The following is a 17,987-nucleotide window of genomic DNA, read 5'->3' as shown; positions in this document are numbered from 1 at the left end:
TGCGGGCGCCATTTTTTTGTATCAAAGAAAGCAACGCTTGCTGGCGAAACGCATTATAATTTTTCGATAATTTCTTTATGGAAAGTTTCTCATGCATTCCCTGCGACTTGGCTTCCTCGCTGTTTCCCTCGTATGTGTGTTGAGTGCCTGCGGCGGGGGTGGAGGCGGCAGCAGCGACAGCGCGCCCGTCGTCCCGCCCGTGACTCCGACAGGGCCGACGGCGCTGGTTGCCTCCTCCACGGTGGCGAACCGTTGCGAGGCGCCGCGCAGCGGCAGCAGCATCGACAAGCCGGGCAGCTTGCTCGATGAGCAGACGTGGGTGCGCAGCTGGATCGATGAAACGTATCTGTGGTACCGCGAAGTGCCGACCACCTACCTGCCGCAAAGCTTTGCCACGGCCAAGGTGTATTTCGATGTGCTCAAAACAACGGCCACGATGGCGTCCGGCAAGCCGAAGGACCAGTTCCATTTCACGTATACGACGGCCGAATGGGAAGCCTCGCTCAACGGCGTGGAGCTCGGTTACGGCATGTTGCTGGCGCTGACGCGCACCACGCCGCCGCGCAAGGCCGTGATCTCGATCGTCGAGCCAGGCTCGCCGGCCGACCTGGCGGGCTTGCGCCGCGGCGATGAGCTGCAAACCGTCGATGGCACCGATTTCGTCAATGCCCCCGACGCTGCCAGTGTGAAGATCATTAACGCCGGCCTGTTCCCTGCAGCGCAAGGCACGCACACGCTGGCGTTCAGCCGCAATGGCTCGCCCCTCTCGGCGAACCTGCAGGCGGTGGAAGTGAGCACGAGCGCCGTGCAAAACGAGCGCATCATCGACACGCCCACGGGCAAGGTGGGCTACCTGACCTTCAACACCCACAACAACGTGGCCGAACGCCAGCTGGTCGAGACCATGCGCCGCTTCCAGGCGGCCGGCATCAGCGACCTGGTGCTTGACGTGCGCTACAACGGCGGCGGCTATCTCGATGTCGCCAGCGAGCTCGCCTACATGATTGCCGGTCCGCAAGTCACCACCGGCAAGACCTTCGAGCAGGTGCTGGCCAATGACAAGACGCGGCCGGAAGCGCCCGTGCCATTCCACACGCAAAGCCAGGGCTTTGCCGGGCCGAATCCCTTGCCCAAGGGCACGCCTTTGCCTTCGCTGGGCCTCAAGCGGGTGACCTTGCTGACGACGGGCAATACCTGTTCGGCCAGCGAAGCGATCATCAACGGCTTGCGCGGCGTCGACGTGCAGGTCAACCTGATCGGCGGCACGACGTGCGGCAAGCCCTATGGTTTCTATCCCACGCCGAATTGCGGCACCACGTATTTCGCCGTGCAGTTCCAGGGTGTCAACGCCAAGGGCTTTGGCGACTTTGCCGATGGCATGGCGCCAACGTGCGACGTGACGGACGATTACCAGCACGCGCTGGGCGATCCTGCCGAAGCCATGCTGGCGGCGGCGTTGCGCTACCGCAGCAGCGGCAGCTGTACTCCGGCCACGGGTGCGATCAGACTGTTGAGTTCGACGGCGAGTCCGGCCGACACGGCGGCGCGGCTGCTGCGCCCGGCCTACAAGGAAATTGCTGTATTGAAATGATAAAACCCCATGTTGCCCCCCTTCCTGGATGAGGGTGGGGCATCTTTCTTCTCATAAATATTTCTATATAACAATTATGATATATAGAAAGACGAATCCATTCGTTCTGTAATTGCTGGCATCTTGATATCTTTTGCCTTCTCCCTAACCTTGAGAAGCGCAAAGATGCCTATACAATTCAAGTTACCACCGCTCACCGTAGCCGTACTGGCCATCCTTGGCGGTTCCGCATGGCAGGCGCACGCGCAGACGCAAGCGCCCGCAGCGGATCAGCAGCCGGCGGCCACCCCGCCAGCCGTCGTGGTCACCGGTTCGCGGATTCCCCGCGCCAGCCTGGAGGGACCATCGTCCGTCACCATCCTGACGGGCGATGAAATCACCAAGCAAGGGTACAAGAACGTCTTCGATGCGCTGACCAACCAGGTACAGAACAGCGGCTTTACGCAAGGCGAGGACTTCGGCAACACGTTTACGCCGTCGGCCAACACCATCAGCTTGCGCGGCCTCGGTCCGAACCATACCCTGATCCTGCTCAATGGCCGCCGCCTGGCCGACTTCCCCGTCGCCTACGAAGGCACGGTGAACTTCACCAACCTGGCGAATATCCCGTCGAGCATTGTCGACCGCATCGAGATCCTCAACGGCGGCGCCTCGGCCATCTATGGTTCCGACGCGATCGCCGGCGTGGTCAACGTCATCCTGAAAAAGCAGACGGAAGGTTTCGATATCAATGTCAAGGCGGGCGGCACCACGCGCGGCGGCGCCGGCAACCAGCGCGTGCAGCTGACGGGCGGCGGCAATTTCGACAAGCTGCATACCTTGTTCAGTGTGGAGCTGAGCCAGCGCGATCCGCTGTCGAGCCTGCAGCGCGACTTCATGGCCACCCGCTCGGGCACGCCGACGAATATCGCGTCGCGTCGCGTGGTAAAGGCGGGGTCTTCCGGCACCTATGTGGACCTGGGCGACACCTGCACGCAGTTCGGCGACCTGTTCGGCGGCAGCACCGTCAAGTATCAGGCGAAGAACGGCAGCTATTGCGCCAGCCCGAAAGTGGGCCCCACTTACTGGACCACGCAAACCAAGAACCGCAGCCAGAACGTGTTCGGCAGCGCCAACTATGAGCTGTCGCCGGAAACGACCTTGTTCGCCGACTTCCTGATCGGCAAGAACTCGACCGAGAACAACACGCGCGGCCCGACGTGGACGTCGTCGTCGACGGGCAGCAGCTATTTCCGCAACCAGAATACCGATCGCTACGAAGCGTGGACGCGTTACATCTCGCCCGAGGAAATGGGCGGCGTGGAGCGCTACAACCGCAAGTGGGACGACCTGGCCACGGCCATCTCGCTGGGCGCCAAGGGCCGCGTGCCGGGCACCAGCAGCTGGCAATACGAAGCCAATTACAATGCCTCGGTGTACAAGAGCGAAAGCCACACGCCGCGCGCGCTGGCCAATATCGACAGCTTCTTCCTGGGTCCGAAACTGGGCACCGATGCCGCCGGCGTGCCGGTCTACGCGCCGGATCCGGCCCGCCTGTCGCGCCGCGTGACGGCGGCCGAATTCGACAGCATCACGGGCAATTCCGACAGCGACGACAAGGCCTGGACGAATACCCTGAGCCTGGCTACCAACGGCGACCTGTTCCAGCTGCCCGCTGGCGTGGCGAAGATCGCCACCATCGCCGAAGTGGGCAAGCAGGGCTTCAGCAACGTGCCCGACGCGCGCCTGAACGAAGGTTACTTCAACGTCGCCACCAAGTCCGACATCACGGCCGGCACGCGCACCCGCTATGCGCTGGGGGCGGAAGTGAACCTGCCGCTGCATGAAAAGCTGACCGGCACCCTGGCCGGCCGCTACGACCGCTACAGCTTTGCCGGCCGCCATGACGGCAAGTTCACCTATAACGGCGGCCTGGAACTGCGTCCCGCGCCGGAGCTGCTGTTCCGCGCCAACTACGCCACCAGCTTCCGCGCGCCGGACATGAACTACATCTACAAGGCGCGCGGCACCGGTTACTACTCGAGCACCACCGACTATTACCGCTGCGGCGTCGCCGGGCAGGCCATCGATGATTGCGACTACGCGAACAAATCGCCGGGCGCCGACTATGTGCAGAACGGCAGCAAGGATCTGCAGTCGGAGAAGGGCAAGTCGTTCGGCGTGGGCGCCGTCTGGTCGCCGACATCCAATTTCGACGTCTCGGTCGACTACTGGAATATCAAGATCGACGACCTGGTAACCAACCTGAGCTCCGACAAGATACTGCGCGATGAAGCCGATTGCCGCCTGGGCAAGACCGACATCAACTCGCCGACCTGCGTCGATACCCTGAACCGCGTCGAGCGTTTCGCGGCCAATGCGCTGAACCGTGCCGGCGAGATCAAGACCATCACCGTCAATCCGATCAACGCGGCCAAGCAGAGCAGCAGCGGCATCGACATCAGCGTCAAGTATTTGCTGCGCACGACGGACTATGGCCGCTTTGCCTTCAAGGCCAACTACGCCAAGGTGCTGAGCAATAAATCGCAGCAATTCGTCGGCGACGAAGAGATCGACGAGCTCAAATCGCTGAACAATTCGGACTGGCGCGACAAGCTCAACCTGAGCGTGAACTGGAGCGCTGGCGACTGGTCGAACACCTTGCTGGTCAGCCGCTACAGCAAGATCCCGAACGCCGCTGGCAAGGCCTATCTGACGCCGACGGCGCTGGCCAACATCAGCACCGTGTACCGCATCAACGACCGCGCCACCTTGTCGCTGATCGTCAACAACGTATTCGACAAGATCAAGCGCGACGACAGCGGCGGCTGGCCGTACTATCCGGTGGGCAGCTACAGCCCGCAGGGACGCCAGGGATGGGTCGAATTCAATTACCACTTCGGTTCATAATTCACGCTTGCCTGAGCAAGGCCGGAGCAGCTGACGCTGTTCCGGCTTTTTTATTTGCCACGGCGTTTTTATCTGAACGCCACTCTATAATGGCCCGCTTGTCCTGTCTCGATGGAGTTTGACCCATGCTACGCCATGCCCTGCTGTCCGCCGCCATGTTCACCGTGTCTGCCGCCAGCGCGCACGCCGCTCCCGCCCTGACGACGGTGGCCGAGCGTTCCGCCTTCCAGCAGACGGGCCGCTATGCGGAAGTGGAAACCCTGTGCCGCCAGTTCCAGGCGCGCTATCCGAAGCAGGCGCGCTGCTTCGAGTATGGCCGCTCGCCGGAAGGACGGCGCATGCTGGCGCTGGCCGTTTCCAACACGGGCGCGCTGACGCCGGACGAAGCGGCGCGCCGCAAGCTGCCGGTACTGCTGGTGCAGGGAGGCATCCATGCGGGGGAAATCGATGGCAAGGATGCGGGCTTCCTGGCCTTGCGCGAAGTCTTGGAGGGCAAGGCGGCTCCCGGCGTGCTGGACAAGCAGGTGGTACTGTTCGTACCCGTGTTGAATGTCGACGGCCATGAGCGCTTCGGTGCGTGGAACCGCCCGAACCAGCGGGGGCCGAAGGAAATGGGCTGGCGCAGCACGGCACAGAATCTCAATTTGAACCGCGACTACATGAAGGCCGACTCTCCCGAGATGCAGCACATGCTGGCGCTGGTCAATGCCTGGGATCCGCTGGCTTACGTGGACTTGCACGTGACGGACGGCGCGCAGTTCGAACCCGATATCTCGATCCAGGTCGAACCCGTGCACGCGGGCGATGCGGCATTGCGCGCGGCGGGAACGGTGCTGCGCGACGGCGTGCTGGCCGACCTGGCAAAGCAGGGTTCCGATCCGAAGCCGTTCTACATGTCGTTTGCCGAAGAAGACAATCCGCAGTCGGGTTTTGTCGATTCGACGCCAAACCCGCGCTTTTCGCACGGCTATTTCCTGTTGCGTAACCGTTTCGGCGTGCTGGTGGAAACCCACTCGTGGAAGGACTACCCGACCCGCGTGCGCATCACGCGCAACACCATCGTTTCCCTGCTGTCGCAGATGGCGCAGCATGGCGCCGCATGGCGGCAAACCGCTGTGGAAGCGGACCTGCGCGCGACGCAGCTGGCCGGCAGCCAGTTTCCCCTCAGCTACAAGACCACGGAGAAAAGCCGCATGATCGCGTTTCGCGGCTATGCCTATACGCGTACGCGGTCCGAAGTGTCGGGCGCGCTGATGACGCGCTATGACGAAAAGAAGCCGCAAATCTGGAACGTGCCGCTGCGCGACGAGATCGTTCCCGACCTGCAGGTGACCGCGCCGAAGGCCGGCTACCTGGTGCCATGCGCGCAGGAGAAGATGGTGGGCGCCAAATTGCGCCAGCACGGCATCGCCTACGAGGAAATGACCTTCCACGGCTCCAGGGAGAATGTGGAAGTCTTCCGCGCCACGCAGGTGAAGTTCGGTGCGCAGTCGTTCGAAGGTCGCCAGACGGCGGCGGTACAGGGCGAATGGCAGAAGGAGGTGCGCCTGCTCGATAGCTGCGTGCTGTACGTGCCCGTCAACCAGCCGAAGGCGCGCCTGGTGATGGCGCTGCTCGAGCCGCGCGCGCCCGACTCGCTGCTGGCCTGGGGCAGCTTCAACACGGCGTTCGAGCGCAAGGAATACATGGAGGACTATGTGGCCGAGGATGTGGCGCGCGCGCAGTTGGCGGCCGATCCGGCACTGGCGGCACAGTTCCGGCAGAAGCTGGCCGACGAGCCCGAGTTTGCCAAAAATCCGCGTGCGCGTCTGGAGTTTTTCGCCCGCCGCCACGCTTCGTGGGATGAGCGGCTGAACCTGTATCCGGTCATGCGCATCGATATGCTGCCTGTCAGTATCATGGATTTGTAACATCCGATACGCGCGTCGCCGCACAGTGCGCACCGGAGTTGTCAAATCGCGTAGATTAATCGAAAGAAAATGCTATTCATCCGCACGATGAGGGCGTCGCCACCACGAGCAGAGACGAAGAATGGGTCACAGCACACTGTACAACCAGCACCGGGAAGCGTTTTTTCGCGTCTGCGACGCCGTGGGCGAGAATCAGGTGGAGCAGGTGCGCAGCCTGCTCGAGGCCACGCCGCTGCTCTCGACCTTGCGCCGCTACAACATGGATGACGGCGAATCGTTGCTGCATCTGGCCGCGGCCAGCGGCAGCCGCGAGGTCTGCGCCCTGCTCGTGTCGCTGGGCATGGACATCGATTTGCCGTTGCCCGGTTACCGCAACCATACGCCGCTGAGCGAGGCGGCCGGCCATGGCCACGTCGACACCTGCCGCTGGCTGCTCGACCATGGCGCCGCCGTCGATGGCTTGCCGGACAATATCTTGTCGCCGCTGGACAGCGCCTGTGTGGACGGCCATCAGGACGTGGTTGCCCTGCTGCTGCAGAGGGGCGCCAATCCGAACCGCCTGCATACGCGCTGGAACCAGGCGCCGGTCGATATCGCCGCCGGCTGGGGCTTTCCCGCTATCGTCCAGATGCTCGCCACCGCCGGCTGGGTATTGCCAGCGGTGTTCAGCCCGGACAGCGGCGACGCGCGCTTTTCGCTGGGGATCAGCTGCATCGATGGCAAGCGCGAATTCAAGCTGCTGTTTACGGCCGGCCTGTTCCAGCAATCGCCGATGACCGAACTGGCCGTCTGCCTGCCGACGCGCTGGCCGCTGACCGTCAACGGCTTTACGGCGTGCAGCCCATGGCGCTTTCCCGTCGACCTGCTGGCGCGCCTGGGACGGCGCACCCTCGACCAGGCCAGTGTGGCGGCGGGCGACCTGCTGCGGCGCGGCGATCCGGACCTGGCGGACCTGGCGTGGCCGGACGGCGTTGATGCGCTGCTGGCCATCGACAAGCGCTGGAACCCGGAACCGGAGAAAGAAGACATTGCCGACGACGACAAGGTCACCATCCATCTGCTGGTGCCGGTGACGTTCACGAAAAAGGCGCACCCGGCGCCAGCGCCTTGCCGGCCTTGATGGAGCGCAAGCTCAAAGGCAGCTGGAAAGTGTCGGCCTTGCCGTTTGCCATCCCACGCTAGCGCGCACGGCAGTAACGAGATGCGCACGATCAATCAGATTCAATTGGGGAAATGTTATTCTTTCGATCTTCCGCGCCAGCGGCCAGCTGTTCCATTCACCGGTTTCCCCATGACAGAAAAAAAACAGAAAAAAATTCTCTTGTTGAGCGTTTCGGCCGGCGCCGGCCACCTGCGCGCGGCGCAAGCCATCGAGGCATATGCTGGCCTGGAGCAGCACACCGTCGCCAGCCATCTCGACGTGATGGATTTCGTCACGCCCACATTCCGCAAGCTGTACACGGATTTTTATATCAAGCTGGTCAACAAGGCGCCCGCGCTGTGGGGCTATCTGTACCATGCCACCCACGACGCGCCGCGCGACAGCTCGATGCAGCGATTGCGCCGCGCCGTCGAGCGCCTCAACACGCGCGCGCTGATGGCGCAGATCGCTGCCTTCCAGCCCGATGCGATCATCTGCACGCATTTCCTGCCGGCCGAACTGCTGTCGCGCGCGCTGCGCCAGCAGCAACTGGCCTGCCCGGTGTGGGTACAGGTCACCGATTTCGACTTGCACCGCATGTGGGTACACGAACAGATGCAGGGCTATTTCGCCGCCACCGACGAAGTGGCGTTCCGCATGCGCCATGAAGGCATCCCCGCCGAGCGCATTCACGTGACGGGCATCCCCATCATGCCAGCGTTCGCGCAGGCGCCCGACCGCGTGCGCTGCGCGCGGGCGTTTGGCCTCGACCCGCGGCGCACGACGATTTTGCTGATGGGCGGCGGGGCGGGACTGGGCAGCCTCGATACCATCGCCGCGCGCTTGCTGGCGCTGGATGGCGACTTCCAGCTGATCGTGCTGGCGGGGAAAAATGCCGCCGCGCTGGCGGCGCTGCAAGCACTGGCCGGCCGCTATCCGGGCCGCCTGCTGGCGCAAGGCTTTACCAGCGAGGTCGAGCGCCTGATGGCGTGCGCCGACCTGGTGATCACCAAGCCGGGCGGGCTGACCACCTCGGAATGCCTGGCCCTGGGCTTGCCCATGATCGTCAACTCGCCGATTCCCGGGCAGGAAGAGCGCAATGCCGACTATCTGCTGGAGCAGGGCGTGGCCCTGAAGGCATTCGATGCCGTCACCCTCGAATACCGCGTGCGCCTGTTGCTCGATCATCCGGAGCAGTTGCAAGCGATGCGCGCGAAAGCACTGGCCCTGGGCCGTCCACGCGCCGCCATCGACGTGCTGGCGCAGGTGCTGGCGCCGGGCGTGACGCCGGAGCCGGCGTGACGGGCGCCGTGGCAAAACCCTGGCAGATCGCCCTGACGCTGGCCTGGGTGGCCCTGCTGGGACTGTTTTTTGCGCAGGTGGAAATCCAGATTGAGGGGCCGGCCGGCTGGGCCGCGAACCTGCCCACCTGGCGCATCGAAAGCCATTGGCTGCTCGATATCTTCTGGGGCGGCCGGCCGATGACCGGCTACCATGCCTGGGTCTTTCCCTTCATTGCCCTGTTCTTCCATTTCCCCATGCTCTTCCTGGCGCAATGGTCGCCGCGCCTCGAGTGCCGCGCCATCGGCTGCATCATGCTGTTCTGGATCATCGAGGATTATCTGTGGTTCGTGCTCAATCCCGCCTATGGCGTGGCGCACTTCAATCCGGCCCACATCGCCTGGCACAAGCACTGGCTGTGGTGGGCGCCGACCGATTACTGGGTATCGCTGCTGCTGGCCGGCGCGCTGCTGTGGTTTTCATACAAGAGGAAGTCATGATCTTATCGCCCTTGCGCCATCTTTTCCTGTTACTCCTGGCCCTGGCGGCCGGTTCCGCCGGCGCGCAGGCGCCCGTGGCGCCCGAGCGCAATACCGAGTGGGCGACGCCGCTGCCGCACGTGTCGAACCTGCACCAGGTCACCCCCGTCCTGTACCGCAGCGCAAAGCTCGACAGTGCCGACGTGGCCCAGCTGCAGACGCTGGGCGTGAAGACGGTGATCAGCCTGCGCTCCTTCCATTCGGACACGCAGGTGCTCGATGGCAGCGGCATCCGCGCCGTCCGCATTCCCATCAATACCTGGGCCATCCGCGACAAGCATGTGATCGAGACCATGCGCAGCATCCGCGCCGCCGAACAGCAGGGACCCGTGCTGCTGCACTGCCTGCACGGCGCCGACCGCACGGGCCTGATGGCCGCCATGTACCGCATGCTGTACCAGGGCTGGCCGCGCGCGAAGGCGATCGACGAGTTGAAGAACGGCGGTTACGGCTATCACGCCGTGTGGAAGAATATCGAAAGCTACCTCAAGCGCGTCGACGTGGCGGCGCTGCGCGCGCAGATCGAACAGGAAAAACCATGAAGACCCTGCTGTTCGCACTGGCTGCCTGTTCCGCCTGTTATCCGCCGGCCACCCTGGCGGCCACGCCTGGGCTCGATGTGCGCGATGTCAGCAAAGGTGGCATGCCCGGCAAGACCTTTGCCGCCACGACCAGCATGCCGGCCAGCGTGGCCACCGTCTGCGCGGCCATTCAGGATTTCGCCGGCTATCCGCAGTTCATGCCGAACGTGGACAAGATCAAGGTGACGGCCGCCGGCGGCGGCGCCTCGCTGGTCGACGTCACGCTCAAGCTGCCGATGGGAAAAATCAAGCAATACCGCCTGAGAATGACGCCCAAGGTGCTCGACGCCAGCTGCAGCCTGGCTTGGAAGCTGGTGCCGATGGAGGGACTGAAGGTGGAGGACACCATCGCCGACACCAGCGGCTACTGGCAGCTGTCGCCGGATCCGCTCGATGCGGGCGCTGCCGCCGTCAGGTACCAGGTGTACACGGATCCGGGCCCCGTGCCGATGGGCCTGGGCTGGATCGTCGACAGCATGAGCCGCGACAGCATCCCGAAAATGTTCGACGCGCTGCGGGCGCGGGTGGCCGCGCGCAAATAGCCGGCGTGGCGGAGCAGCCACTTCACGCGGGCGCGCCACTTCAGGCATGATGTCGTTTCATTCACACATCCGCCCGGAATCCGCATGGAACACCACAGCTTTCTCATCAACATACTGTTTTACCTGGTCGCCGCCATCATCATGGTGCCGCTGGCCAAGCGCCTGGGCATGGGCGCCGTGCTCGGTTATCTGGTGGCCGGCGTCGTCATCGGACCGTGGGGCCTGGGCCTGATCAAGAATGTCGAGGTGATTCTCAGCTTTTCCGAGTTCGGCGTGGTGCTGCTGCTGTTTTTGATCGGACTGGAGCTCGAGCCCAGGCGATTGTGGCTGCTGCGCCGTCCGATTTTCGGCTGGGGCGGGGCGCAGGTGGGCGTCGTCAGCGCGGGACTGTGCGCCGTGGCCATGGCGTTCGGCATGGACTGGCGCACGGCGCTGGTCGGTGCGCTGGGGCTGTCGCTGTCGTCGACGGCCATCGTGCTGGCCACCCTGGGCGAACGTAAACTGATGAGTACGCCGGCCGGCTCCGCCGGCTTTTCCATCTTGCTGTTCCAGGATATCGCCGCCATTCCCATGATCGCGCTGGTGCCGCTCTTGGGCGGCCTGGTCACGCATAGCGGCGAACCGGGCTGGCTGCGCGTGGCCAAGCTGGCCGCCGTGCTGGCCGCCCTGGTGATCGGCGGGCGCTTCCTCGTCAACCCCATCCTGCGCTTCATCGCCAAGACGGACTTGCGCGAAATCTTCACGGCCTTTGCCCTGCTGCTGGTGATCGCCATCTGCGTGCTGATGGAATCGGTGGGCCTGTCGATGGCGTTGGGCACCTTCATGGCGGGCGTGCTGCTGGCCGATTCCGAATACCGGCATGAGCTCATTTCCGACCTGGAACCGTTCAAGGGTTTGCTGCTGGGCCTGTTCTTCATCGCCGTGGGCATGTCCGTCGATTTCGGTGTGCTGCGCGCCCAGCCGCTGCTGATCCTGGCCCTGGTGGCGGGGCTGCTGGTGGTCAAGATCGGCTTGCTGTATGTGTTGTCGAAGTTTTTCGACATTCCCCGCGGCCAGCAGCTGTTTTTTGCGCTGCTGCTGTCGCAGGGTGGCGAATTCGCTTTCGTCGTGTTTGCCGCCGCCGAGGCCGCGCATGTGTTTGCGCCGCAGACGGCCGCGCTGCTGGTCGTGGTGGTGACCCTGTCGATGGTGGCCACGCCCTTGCTGCTGCTGGCGCACGACAAATTCGTCGCGCCGCGCCTGCAGGGCGAGAAGAAGCGCCGTCCCGACGACCATATCGAGGCGCAGGACAACCCCATCGTCATCGCCGGCTTCGGCCGCTTCGGCCAGATCATCGGCCGCCTGCTGGCGGCCAACAAGATCGGCGTGACGGTGCTCGATCATGACCCGGACCAGATCGAACTGCTGCGCAAGTTCGGCTTCAAGGTGTTTTATGGCGACGCCACGCGCGTGGACCTGCTGGTGGCGGCCGGCATCGAGAAGGCCAAGGCGCTGGTGATCGCCATCGACAATGTGGACGACAGCCTGGCCCTGGTCGATGCCGTGCGCCTGCGCCTGCCCGAGCTGACGATCCTGGCGCGCGCGCGCAACGTCACGCATTACTATGAATTGATGAAGCGGGGAGTGACCCTGATCGAGCGCGAGACGTTTGCCGCGGCCCTGTTGCTGGGCGAGCAAACCTTGCAGCAGGTGGGCTTCAGCGCGGAGCGGGCGCAGCGCGCGGCCGGCATCTTCGGCCGGCATAACCTCAAGACTTTGCTGGAAGTGGCGCCGCACTTCCAGGACCAGCAAAAAGTCATGTCCCTCACGCGCCAGGCGCGCGAGGAGCTGGAAGACATGTTCGAGAGCGATGCGGCCGCGTTTGCGGCGGCGGAAGCGGAGAACGGTAGGTCGGATTAGCGGGAACCGCGTAATCCGACATAGTGTTGGCGGTGTCGGCTTACGCGCTTTGCGCTAAGCCGACCTACGCCTCCTAGCAAGCGGCTTATTTTCCCCGTTTGCTCTCAATCGCCTCGATCTGGTCCATGATGCCGTTCATGCGCGCCGCCAGCGCCTGGTACGGTTTCGGCGAGGCCAGGTCGACGCCGGCCGCCTTCACCAGATCGTAGGGGTAGGCCGAGCCGCCCGCACTGAGCATCTTCAGGTAGGCGGCCAGCGCGCCCGGTTCCTTGTCGAGGATGCGCTGTGCGAAATCCTGCGCCGCCGCGATCGAGGTGGCGTACTGGAACACATAGAAACCGTGATAGAAATGCGGCACATACGCCCATTCCAGCGCGTAGGCGGGGTCGATGGTCATGACGCCCTGCACTTCGCCGTGGTAGCGCTTGAGGATATCGGCATAGATGGCCGTGATTTCTTCGCCCGTCAGCGACGCTCCCTTGTCCACCTTGCCGTGGATGGCCGCCTCGAATTCGGCGAACATGGATTGGCGGAAGAAGGTGCCGCGCAGGTTTTCCAGCGCCGCGCCCAGGTACAGCAGGCGCTCGTCGTCATCCTTGGCCTGCTTCAGGCGCGCGTCGAGCAGCAGCGCCTCGTTCGTGGTCGAGGCGATTTCCGCGACAAAGATGCTGTACGGCGCGTAGATCGACGGCTGCGCCTTGTTGGCAAGCACCGAGTGCATGGCGTGGCCCCATTCGTGCGTCAGGGTACTGACGGCTTCGTAATTGTCCGTGTAGTTGAGCAGCACGAACGGATGCACGTCATACGCGTCGCCATTCATGTAGGCGCCCGCCACCTTGCGCGGACGCGGATACACATCCATCCAGCGCGCGTCCACGGCGGCAGTGAGCGCCTTGACGTAGTCGGGGCCCAGCGGCGCGGCGGAAGCGAGCATCATCTGCTTGCCTTCGGCCAGCGGGAAGGTGCGCTCGCTTTTCAGCAGCGGCGCATACACGTCGTAGTACGCCAGGTCCTTGATGCCCAGCATGCGCGCGCGCAGCTTGAAGTAGCGGTGCAGGGTGGGCAGGTTGGCGTTGGTTTGCGCGATCAGGGTCTGGTAGACGGCCGGCGGCAAGTTGTCGGCGTCGAGCGCGGCGCTTTGCGAATCGGCGTAACGGCGCACCTTGGCATACGCGGCATCCGTTTTCAGCTGGCCGTACAGGGTTTCGCCGAACGTGCGTTCGTACTCTTTCCACTTGCCGAAGAAGGCGTCGAACACCAGCTTGCGGTCGGCGCGGTTGTCATCGCCCCGGTATTTCGTGTACGCCGCCTGGTCGAGGCGCACTTGCTTGCCGTCCGACAGTGTGACGGTCGGCCACGGGATTTCCGCGTTGGCCAGGGTGCGGTAGACGCTGGCGGCCGAGCTTGTTGCCAGGCCGAACTGCGCCACCAGCTGTTCGCCGGCCGCGTCGAGCGTGTGCGGCGCGCTGCGCAGCATGTTACTCAATTGAAAGCGGTACAGCTGCAAGCCCTTGTCTTTCGCCAGCATGGCATCGATGCGCTTGCTGCCCAGGGCGAGGATTTCCGGCTGTAAAAAGGTCGCCGCCTGGGTGAACTCGTTACCCAGCAGGGCGGCGCGCTGGTTCAACTGGTTGCCCTTGCTGTCGCCCGTATCCTGGTCGTAATACTGCGCCGCATAGGTGTACAGCGTGTTGACGCGCTTGCGCGCATCGGCGTACAGGTCCAGGCAGCTTTTCAGGCGGGCCGGCGAAGCGCTCAGCTGCCCTTTGCAGGTGGCCAGTTGCTGCAGCTGGGCCGACAGTTTTTTCGCGTCGGCGTCGAATGCGGTGTCGTTTTGATACAGCGCCGTCAAATCCCAGCGGTCGGCCTGCCTGTCGGTCTGAGCGGGGGCTGGCGCAGGAGCGGCAGAGGCGGTGGCGAGGCTGAGGGCAAGCAGGGAGAACAGCAGGGGGCGCTTGAGTGCGGATGGCGTCATGGTTCATTCCAGTGAGGTTGTCGGAAGAATGCGTGCTGACCGCCGGGCAGGGACGTGCGCGTGACACACCGCGTACCGGCAGAGTTACCTACGGTACAGCAAATGAGGGGAGGGGGAAAGAGGCGGGGCGCCGCCACCTGGGCGGTGGCGGCGAAACAACACGGGCTGAGAACAGCCGATTACAGCGCTTGCAGCGAAATCGTGCCGAACGTGGTCGGCGTCGAGCACGGCTCTTCGTCGAAGGCGATGTCGCCCATGGGGTTGGCCACGCCGTCCGCCTTCAAGTCCTTGAAGCCGAACAGTTTCGGATCCATCAGGTGCGATGGTGCCACGTTCGACAGGGCCGAGAAGATGCTTTCCACGCGGCCAGGGAATTTCTTGTCCCAGTCGCGCATCAAGCCCTTGATCTGCTTGCGCTGCAGGTTTTCCTGCGAACCGCACAAATCGCATGGAATGATGGGGAAGCCCTTGACTTCCGCATAGCGCTGCGTGTCTTCTTCCTTCACATACGCCATCGGGCGGATGACGATGTGCTTGCCGTCGTCCGATTGCAGCTTGGCCGGCATGCCCTTCAGTTTGCCGCCGAAGAACATATTCAGGAAGAACGTTTCCAGGATGTCATCGCGGTGGTGGCCCAGGGCGATCTTGTTGGCGCCCAGCTCGTCGGCCACGCGGTACAGGATGCCGCGGCGCAGGCGCGAGCACAGCGAGCAGGTCGTCTTGCCTTCCGGGATCAGGCGCTTGACGATGCTGTAGGTATCCTGGTTTTCGATGTGGAAGGCCACGCCCAGTTCCGTCAGGTAGGCGGGCAGGATTTCCGGCGGGAAGTTCGGCTGCTTCTGGTCCAGGTTGACGGCGACGATATCAAAATGGATCGGCGCGCGTTCGCGCAAGGTCATCAGGATATCGAGCAGCGCATAGCTATCCTTGCCGCCCGACAGGCATACCATCACCTTGTCGCCGTCTTCGATCATATTGAAGTCACCGATGGCCTGGCCGACCAGGCGGCACAGGCGCTTGTGCAGCTTGTTGTTTTCCAGGGCGATCTTTTCCGCCTTCTTGCGCGCCAGTTTCTGCGCTTCCACATTGGCCGGGAATTCCACGGCCGTCGTCGTCGTTTCCAGCACGGCGGTGTTGCTCATGTTGTTCATGCTTCATCCTTGATCTTGAATACTTCCACGCCCACGCCTTCGCAGTCGGGATACACGTCCGGTTTCATGCTCGACACGCGCGCGGCGCGCACGCGCGGGTGGGCCAGCATGGCGGCGAGCACGTCGTCGACCAGGCTTTCCTGCAGCTGCACGTGGCCTTGCGCCATGCGCCTGGCGATGGTTTCGCGCATGAAGTCGTAATCGACCACCTCTTCCAGCTGGTCATCCTTGGGCGTCGACAGGGCCAGGGGAATGTACAGGTCGACGTTGATGAGGACGCGCTGCTCGCCCTTTTTTTCGAAGTCGTAGACGCCGATGTTGATGAGGACTTCGTAATTGCGCAGGAACAGCCGGCGGCAGTCAAGCAGGCGAGGGTGGGACAGGGCGGACGACATAGTTTTACCTTTTAGGGAATGCTGGAATGCTGGTTGTTTGGCAGGGCTGCTGATTATTTGGTCAAAAACATGACGTCGCGCGGCAAACCGATCAAATGCTGGCCGCCATCGACCAGCAGGGTCGTGCCCGTCAGCGCGCGCGCGCCGGCCACGTAACAGACGCTGTCGGCCACATCTTCGGGCGTGCTGGAGCGTCCCAGCGGCGTGTTTTCATGCGCCTTGGCAAAGTTCGCTGCCGTCTGCTCGCCGGACACCATGGTGATGCCGGGGGCAATGCCCACCACGCGCACTTTCGGCGCCAGCGCCTGGGCCAGCATGGTGGTCGCTGACAGCAGCGCCGCCTTGGACAGCGTGTACGACAAAAAATCAGGATTGAGATTGTACAGTTTTTGGTCCAGCAAGTTGATGACCACGGCTTGCCCGCCGGCCGGGGTGGCATGGTACAGCGCTTGCGCCAGCAGGATGGGGGCGGCCAGGTTGGCGTGCATGTGGGCGTCCAGCGCGGCGACGGAAAAATCGCCCGCATTGTCGTATTCAAACAACGATGCGTTGTTGACCACGCAAGTTATCGTTCCCAGCGCCGCCTGTGCCTGCGGCAGCAGCTGGCGCACGGCGTCTTCCTGCGCCAGGTCGCAGGGGAACGCTTGCGCGCGGCGGCCCAGCGCCGTGATGTCCGCCACCAGGCTGAGCGCTTCGTCGCGCGAGTCGCGGTAATGGACGGCGATATCCCAGCCGTCGCGCGCCAGGCCCAGCGCGATGGCGCGGCCGATGCGGCGCGCCGCGCCCGTGACGAGGGCGACGCGGGGAGTGCTGTCGTATGGCGTTGTCGTTGCTTCTGTCATGTCTTTGCTATGGTTGAGATATTCGGTGGACGCCGCACTGGCGGCATGCGCCGCCGATTCGCTACAATGCGGGAATGTCTCTTCCCGCACCCGATAGCGACGCGCTGGCCGCGTCCCATGCCTTGCAGCACCAGATTGCCGCCGAAATCGCGCGCAATGACGGCGCCATTCCCTTTGTCCGCTTCATGGAGCTGGCGCTGTACGCGCCTGACCTCGGCTATTACAGCGGCGGCGCCGCCAAGCTGGGCAAAGATGGCGATTTTACAACCGCGCCGGAGATTTCGCCCCTGTTCGGTGCCACGCTGGCCCATGTGGCAGCCGCTATTATGGCGCAAACGGCCCCGCGCATCCTCGAATTCGGCGCCGGCACGGGCAAGCTGGCTTTCGATATCCTGACGGAAGCGGCGAATGCCGGCATCGCTATCGAACAGTATGCGATCGTCGAATTGTCCGGCGAATTGCGCGCGCGCCAGGAGCTGGCGCTGGCCGCCTTTCCGCAAGTGGTGTGGCTCGACGGCTTCCCCGACAGTTTCGAAGGCGCCGTGTTCGGCAATGAAGTGCTCGACGCCATGCCCGTCAACCTGATCAGCAAGACGCCCGCCGGCTGGTGCGAACTCGACGTCAGCATTGCCGACGGCCAGTTCGTGTTTGTCGAACGCCCTGCCGGCGCCGACGTGGCCGCGCAGATCGCCGCCCAGGTGCCGGACGCCGATGACTTGCCGGTCGGCTATGTCACAGAAATTCATGGCGTGGCCTGCGGCTTCATGCGCTCGCTGGCGCGCATGCTGACCAATGGCAAGGGCGGCGCGGCCGTGCTGTTCGATTACGGTTTTCCTGCGCACGAGTATTACCTGGACTTGCGCGCCACGGGCACCCTGATGTGCCATTACCGCCACCATGCCCACGCGGAACCGTTTTATCTGCCCGGTTTGCAGGACATCACGGCTCACGTGGATTTTACGGCCATGGCGGTGGCGGCGCAGGATGCGGGCCTCGATGTGCTCGCATACATGAACCAGGCGTCCTTCCTGCTGGGCTCCGGTATCGGCGACTTGCTGCTGCGCACCGACCCCGAGCAGGTCAAGACCTACCTGCCGCAGGCCAGCGCCGTGCAAAAGCTGGTGTCGCCGGCCGAGATGGGCGAATTGTTCAAGGTGCTGGCGGTGGGGCACCAGGTGGCGTTGCCGGAAGCGCTGTTGTCCAGTGACCGCAGTCACCGTCTGTAAGCGCGGTCAATATCAAGGCAGGGCC

14 protein-coding genes are annotated in these 17,987 nt (G+C 63.6%); 10 read left to right on the top strand and 4 right to left on the bottom strand.

Annotated features, from left to right (window positions below; translation table 11 throughout):
* Positions 1-91: 91 nt before the first annotated feature.
* The 9 genes from CSQ95_RS00150 (at position 92) to kefC (ending at position 12,373) form a co-directional block, all read left to right on the top strand.
* A complete protein-coding gene (locus CSQ95_RS00150) occupies positions 92-1,591 on the top strand; it encodes a S41 family peptidase (RefSeq protein WP_099408023.1) in 1,500 nt (499 codons plus the stop codon).
* A 165-nt stretch (positions 1,592-1,756) separates the two neighbouring features.
* Positions 1,757-4,480, top strand: a complete 2,724-nt coding sequence (locus tag CSQ95_RS00145) for a TonB-dependent siderophore receptor (RefSeq protein ID WP_099408022.1) — start codon at positions 1,757-1,759, stop codon at positions 4,478-4,480.
* Between the two features lie 125 nt (positions 4,481-4,605).
* Positions 4,606-6,390 carry a M14 family metallopeptidase gene (locus tag CSQ95_RS00140; RefSeq protein ID WP_099408021.1) on the top strand — a complete coding sequence of 595 codons (1,785 nt, stop codon included), beginning with the start codon at positions 4,606-4,608 and terminating at the stop codon, positions 6,388-6,390.
* Between the two features lie 121 nt (positions 6,391-6,511).
* Positions 6,512-7,510 carry an ankyrin repeat domain-containing protein gene (locus tag CSQ95_RS00135; protein ID WP_099408020.1) on the top strand — a complete coding sequence of 333 codons (999 nt, stop codon included), beginning with the start codon at positions 6,512-6,514 and terminating at the stop codon, positions 7,508-7,510.
* A gap of 171 nt (positions 7,511-7,681) precedes the next feature.
* The gene (locus CSQ95_RS00130; RefSeq protein WP_099408019.1) at positions 7,682-8,833 is read left to right on the top strand and encodes a glycosyltransferase; all 1,152 of its coding nucleotides are present in this window, start codon (positions 7,682-7,684) and stop codon (positions 8,831-8,833) included.
* Between the two features lie 8 nt (positions 8,834-8,841).
* The gene (locus CSQ95_RS00125) at positions 8,842-9,312 is read left to right on the top strand and encodes a hypothetical protein (protein ID WP_257217899.1); all 471 of its coding nucleotides are present in this window, start codon (positions 8,842-8,844) and stop codon (positions 9,310-9,312) included.
* A complete protein-coding gene (locus CSQ95_RS00120) occupies positions 9,309-9,893 on the top strand; it encodes a dual specificity protein phosphatase family protein (RefSeq protein ID WP_099408017.1) in 585 nt (194 codons plus the stop codon). Before CSQ95_RS00125 ends, CSQ95_RS00120 begins: the two co-directional genes overlap by 4 nt.
* Complete coding sequence (locus CSQ95_RS00115; protein WP_099408016.1) at positions 9,890-10,474, top strand: SRPBCC family protein; 585 nt, start codon at positions 9,890-9,892, stop codon at positions 10,472-10,474. Before CSQ95_RS00120 ends, CSQ95_RS00115 begins: the two co-directional genes overlap by 4 nt.
* 84 nt (positions 10,475-10,558) lie before the next feature.
* Positions 10,559-12,373 carry a glutathione-regulated potassium-efflux system protein KefC gene (gene kefC, locus CSQ95_RS00110; RefSeq protein ID WP_099408015.1) on the top strand — a complete coding sequence of 605 codons (1,815 nt, stop codon included), beginning with the start codon at positions 10,559-10,561 and terminating at the stop codon, positions 12,371-12,373.
* 85 nt (positions 12,374-12,458) lie between these two features.
* On the opposite strand, the gene pepF is transcribed toward kefC, so the two are convergent.
* The 4 genes from pepF to CSQ95_RS00090 form a co-directional block, all read right to left on the bottom strand.
* A complete protein-coding gene (gene pepF, locus CSQ95_RS00105) occupies positions 12,459-14,348 on the bottom strand; it encodes an oligoendopeptidase F (protein WP_099408014.1) in 1,890 nt (629 codons plus the stop codon).
* A gap of 179 nt (positions 14,349-14,527) precedes the next feature.
* Positions 14,528-15,490, bottom strand: coding sequence for a tRNA 2-thiocytidine(32) synthetase TtcA (ttcA, locus tag CSQ95_RS00100; protein ID WP_373631099.1), 963 nt, complete (start codon positions 15,488-15,490; stop codon positions 14,528-14,530).
* A 5-nt stretch (positions 15,491-15,495) separates the two neighbouring features.
* Positions 15,496-15,894: a dihydroneopterin aldolase gene (locus CSQ95_RS00095; protein WP_070220805.1), complete on the bottom strand. Its 399-nt coding sequence runs from the start codon at positions 15,892-15,894 to the stop codon at positions 15,496-15,498.
* 53 nt (positions 15,895-15,947) lie between these two features.
* A complete protein-coding gene (locus tag CSQ95_RS00090) occupies positions 15,948-16,736 on the bottom strand; it encodes an SDR family oxidoreductase (RefSeq protein WP_099408013.1) in 789 nt (262 codons plus the stop codon).
* 74 nt (positions 16,737-16,810) lie between these two features.
* Between CSQ95_RS00090 and CSQ95_RS00085 the strand changes: the two genes are divergently transcribed.
* A complete protein-coding gene (locus tag CSQ95_RS00085; RefSeq protein WP_070289509.1) occupies positions 16,811-17,962 on the top strand; it encodes a class I SAM-dependent methyltransferase in 1,152 nt (383 codons plus the stop codon).
* The last annotated feature ends 25 nt before the right edge of the window (positions 17,963-17,987 follow it).

It is taken from the genome of Janthinobacterium sp. BJB304 (assembly GCF_002735765.1).
GTDB lineage: Bacteria > Pseudomonadota > Gammaproteobacteria > Burkholderiales > Burkholderiaceae_D > Janthinobacterium.
Note: the sequence above shows the minus strand (reverse complement) of the source record. Positions and strands in the feature narration are given on the sequence as shown.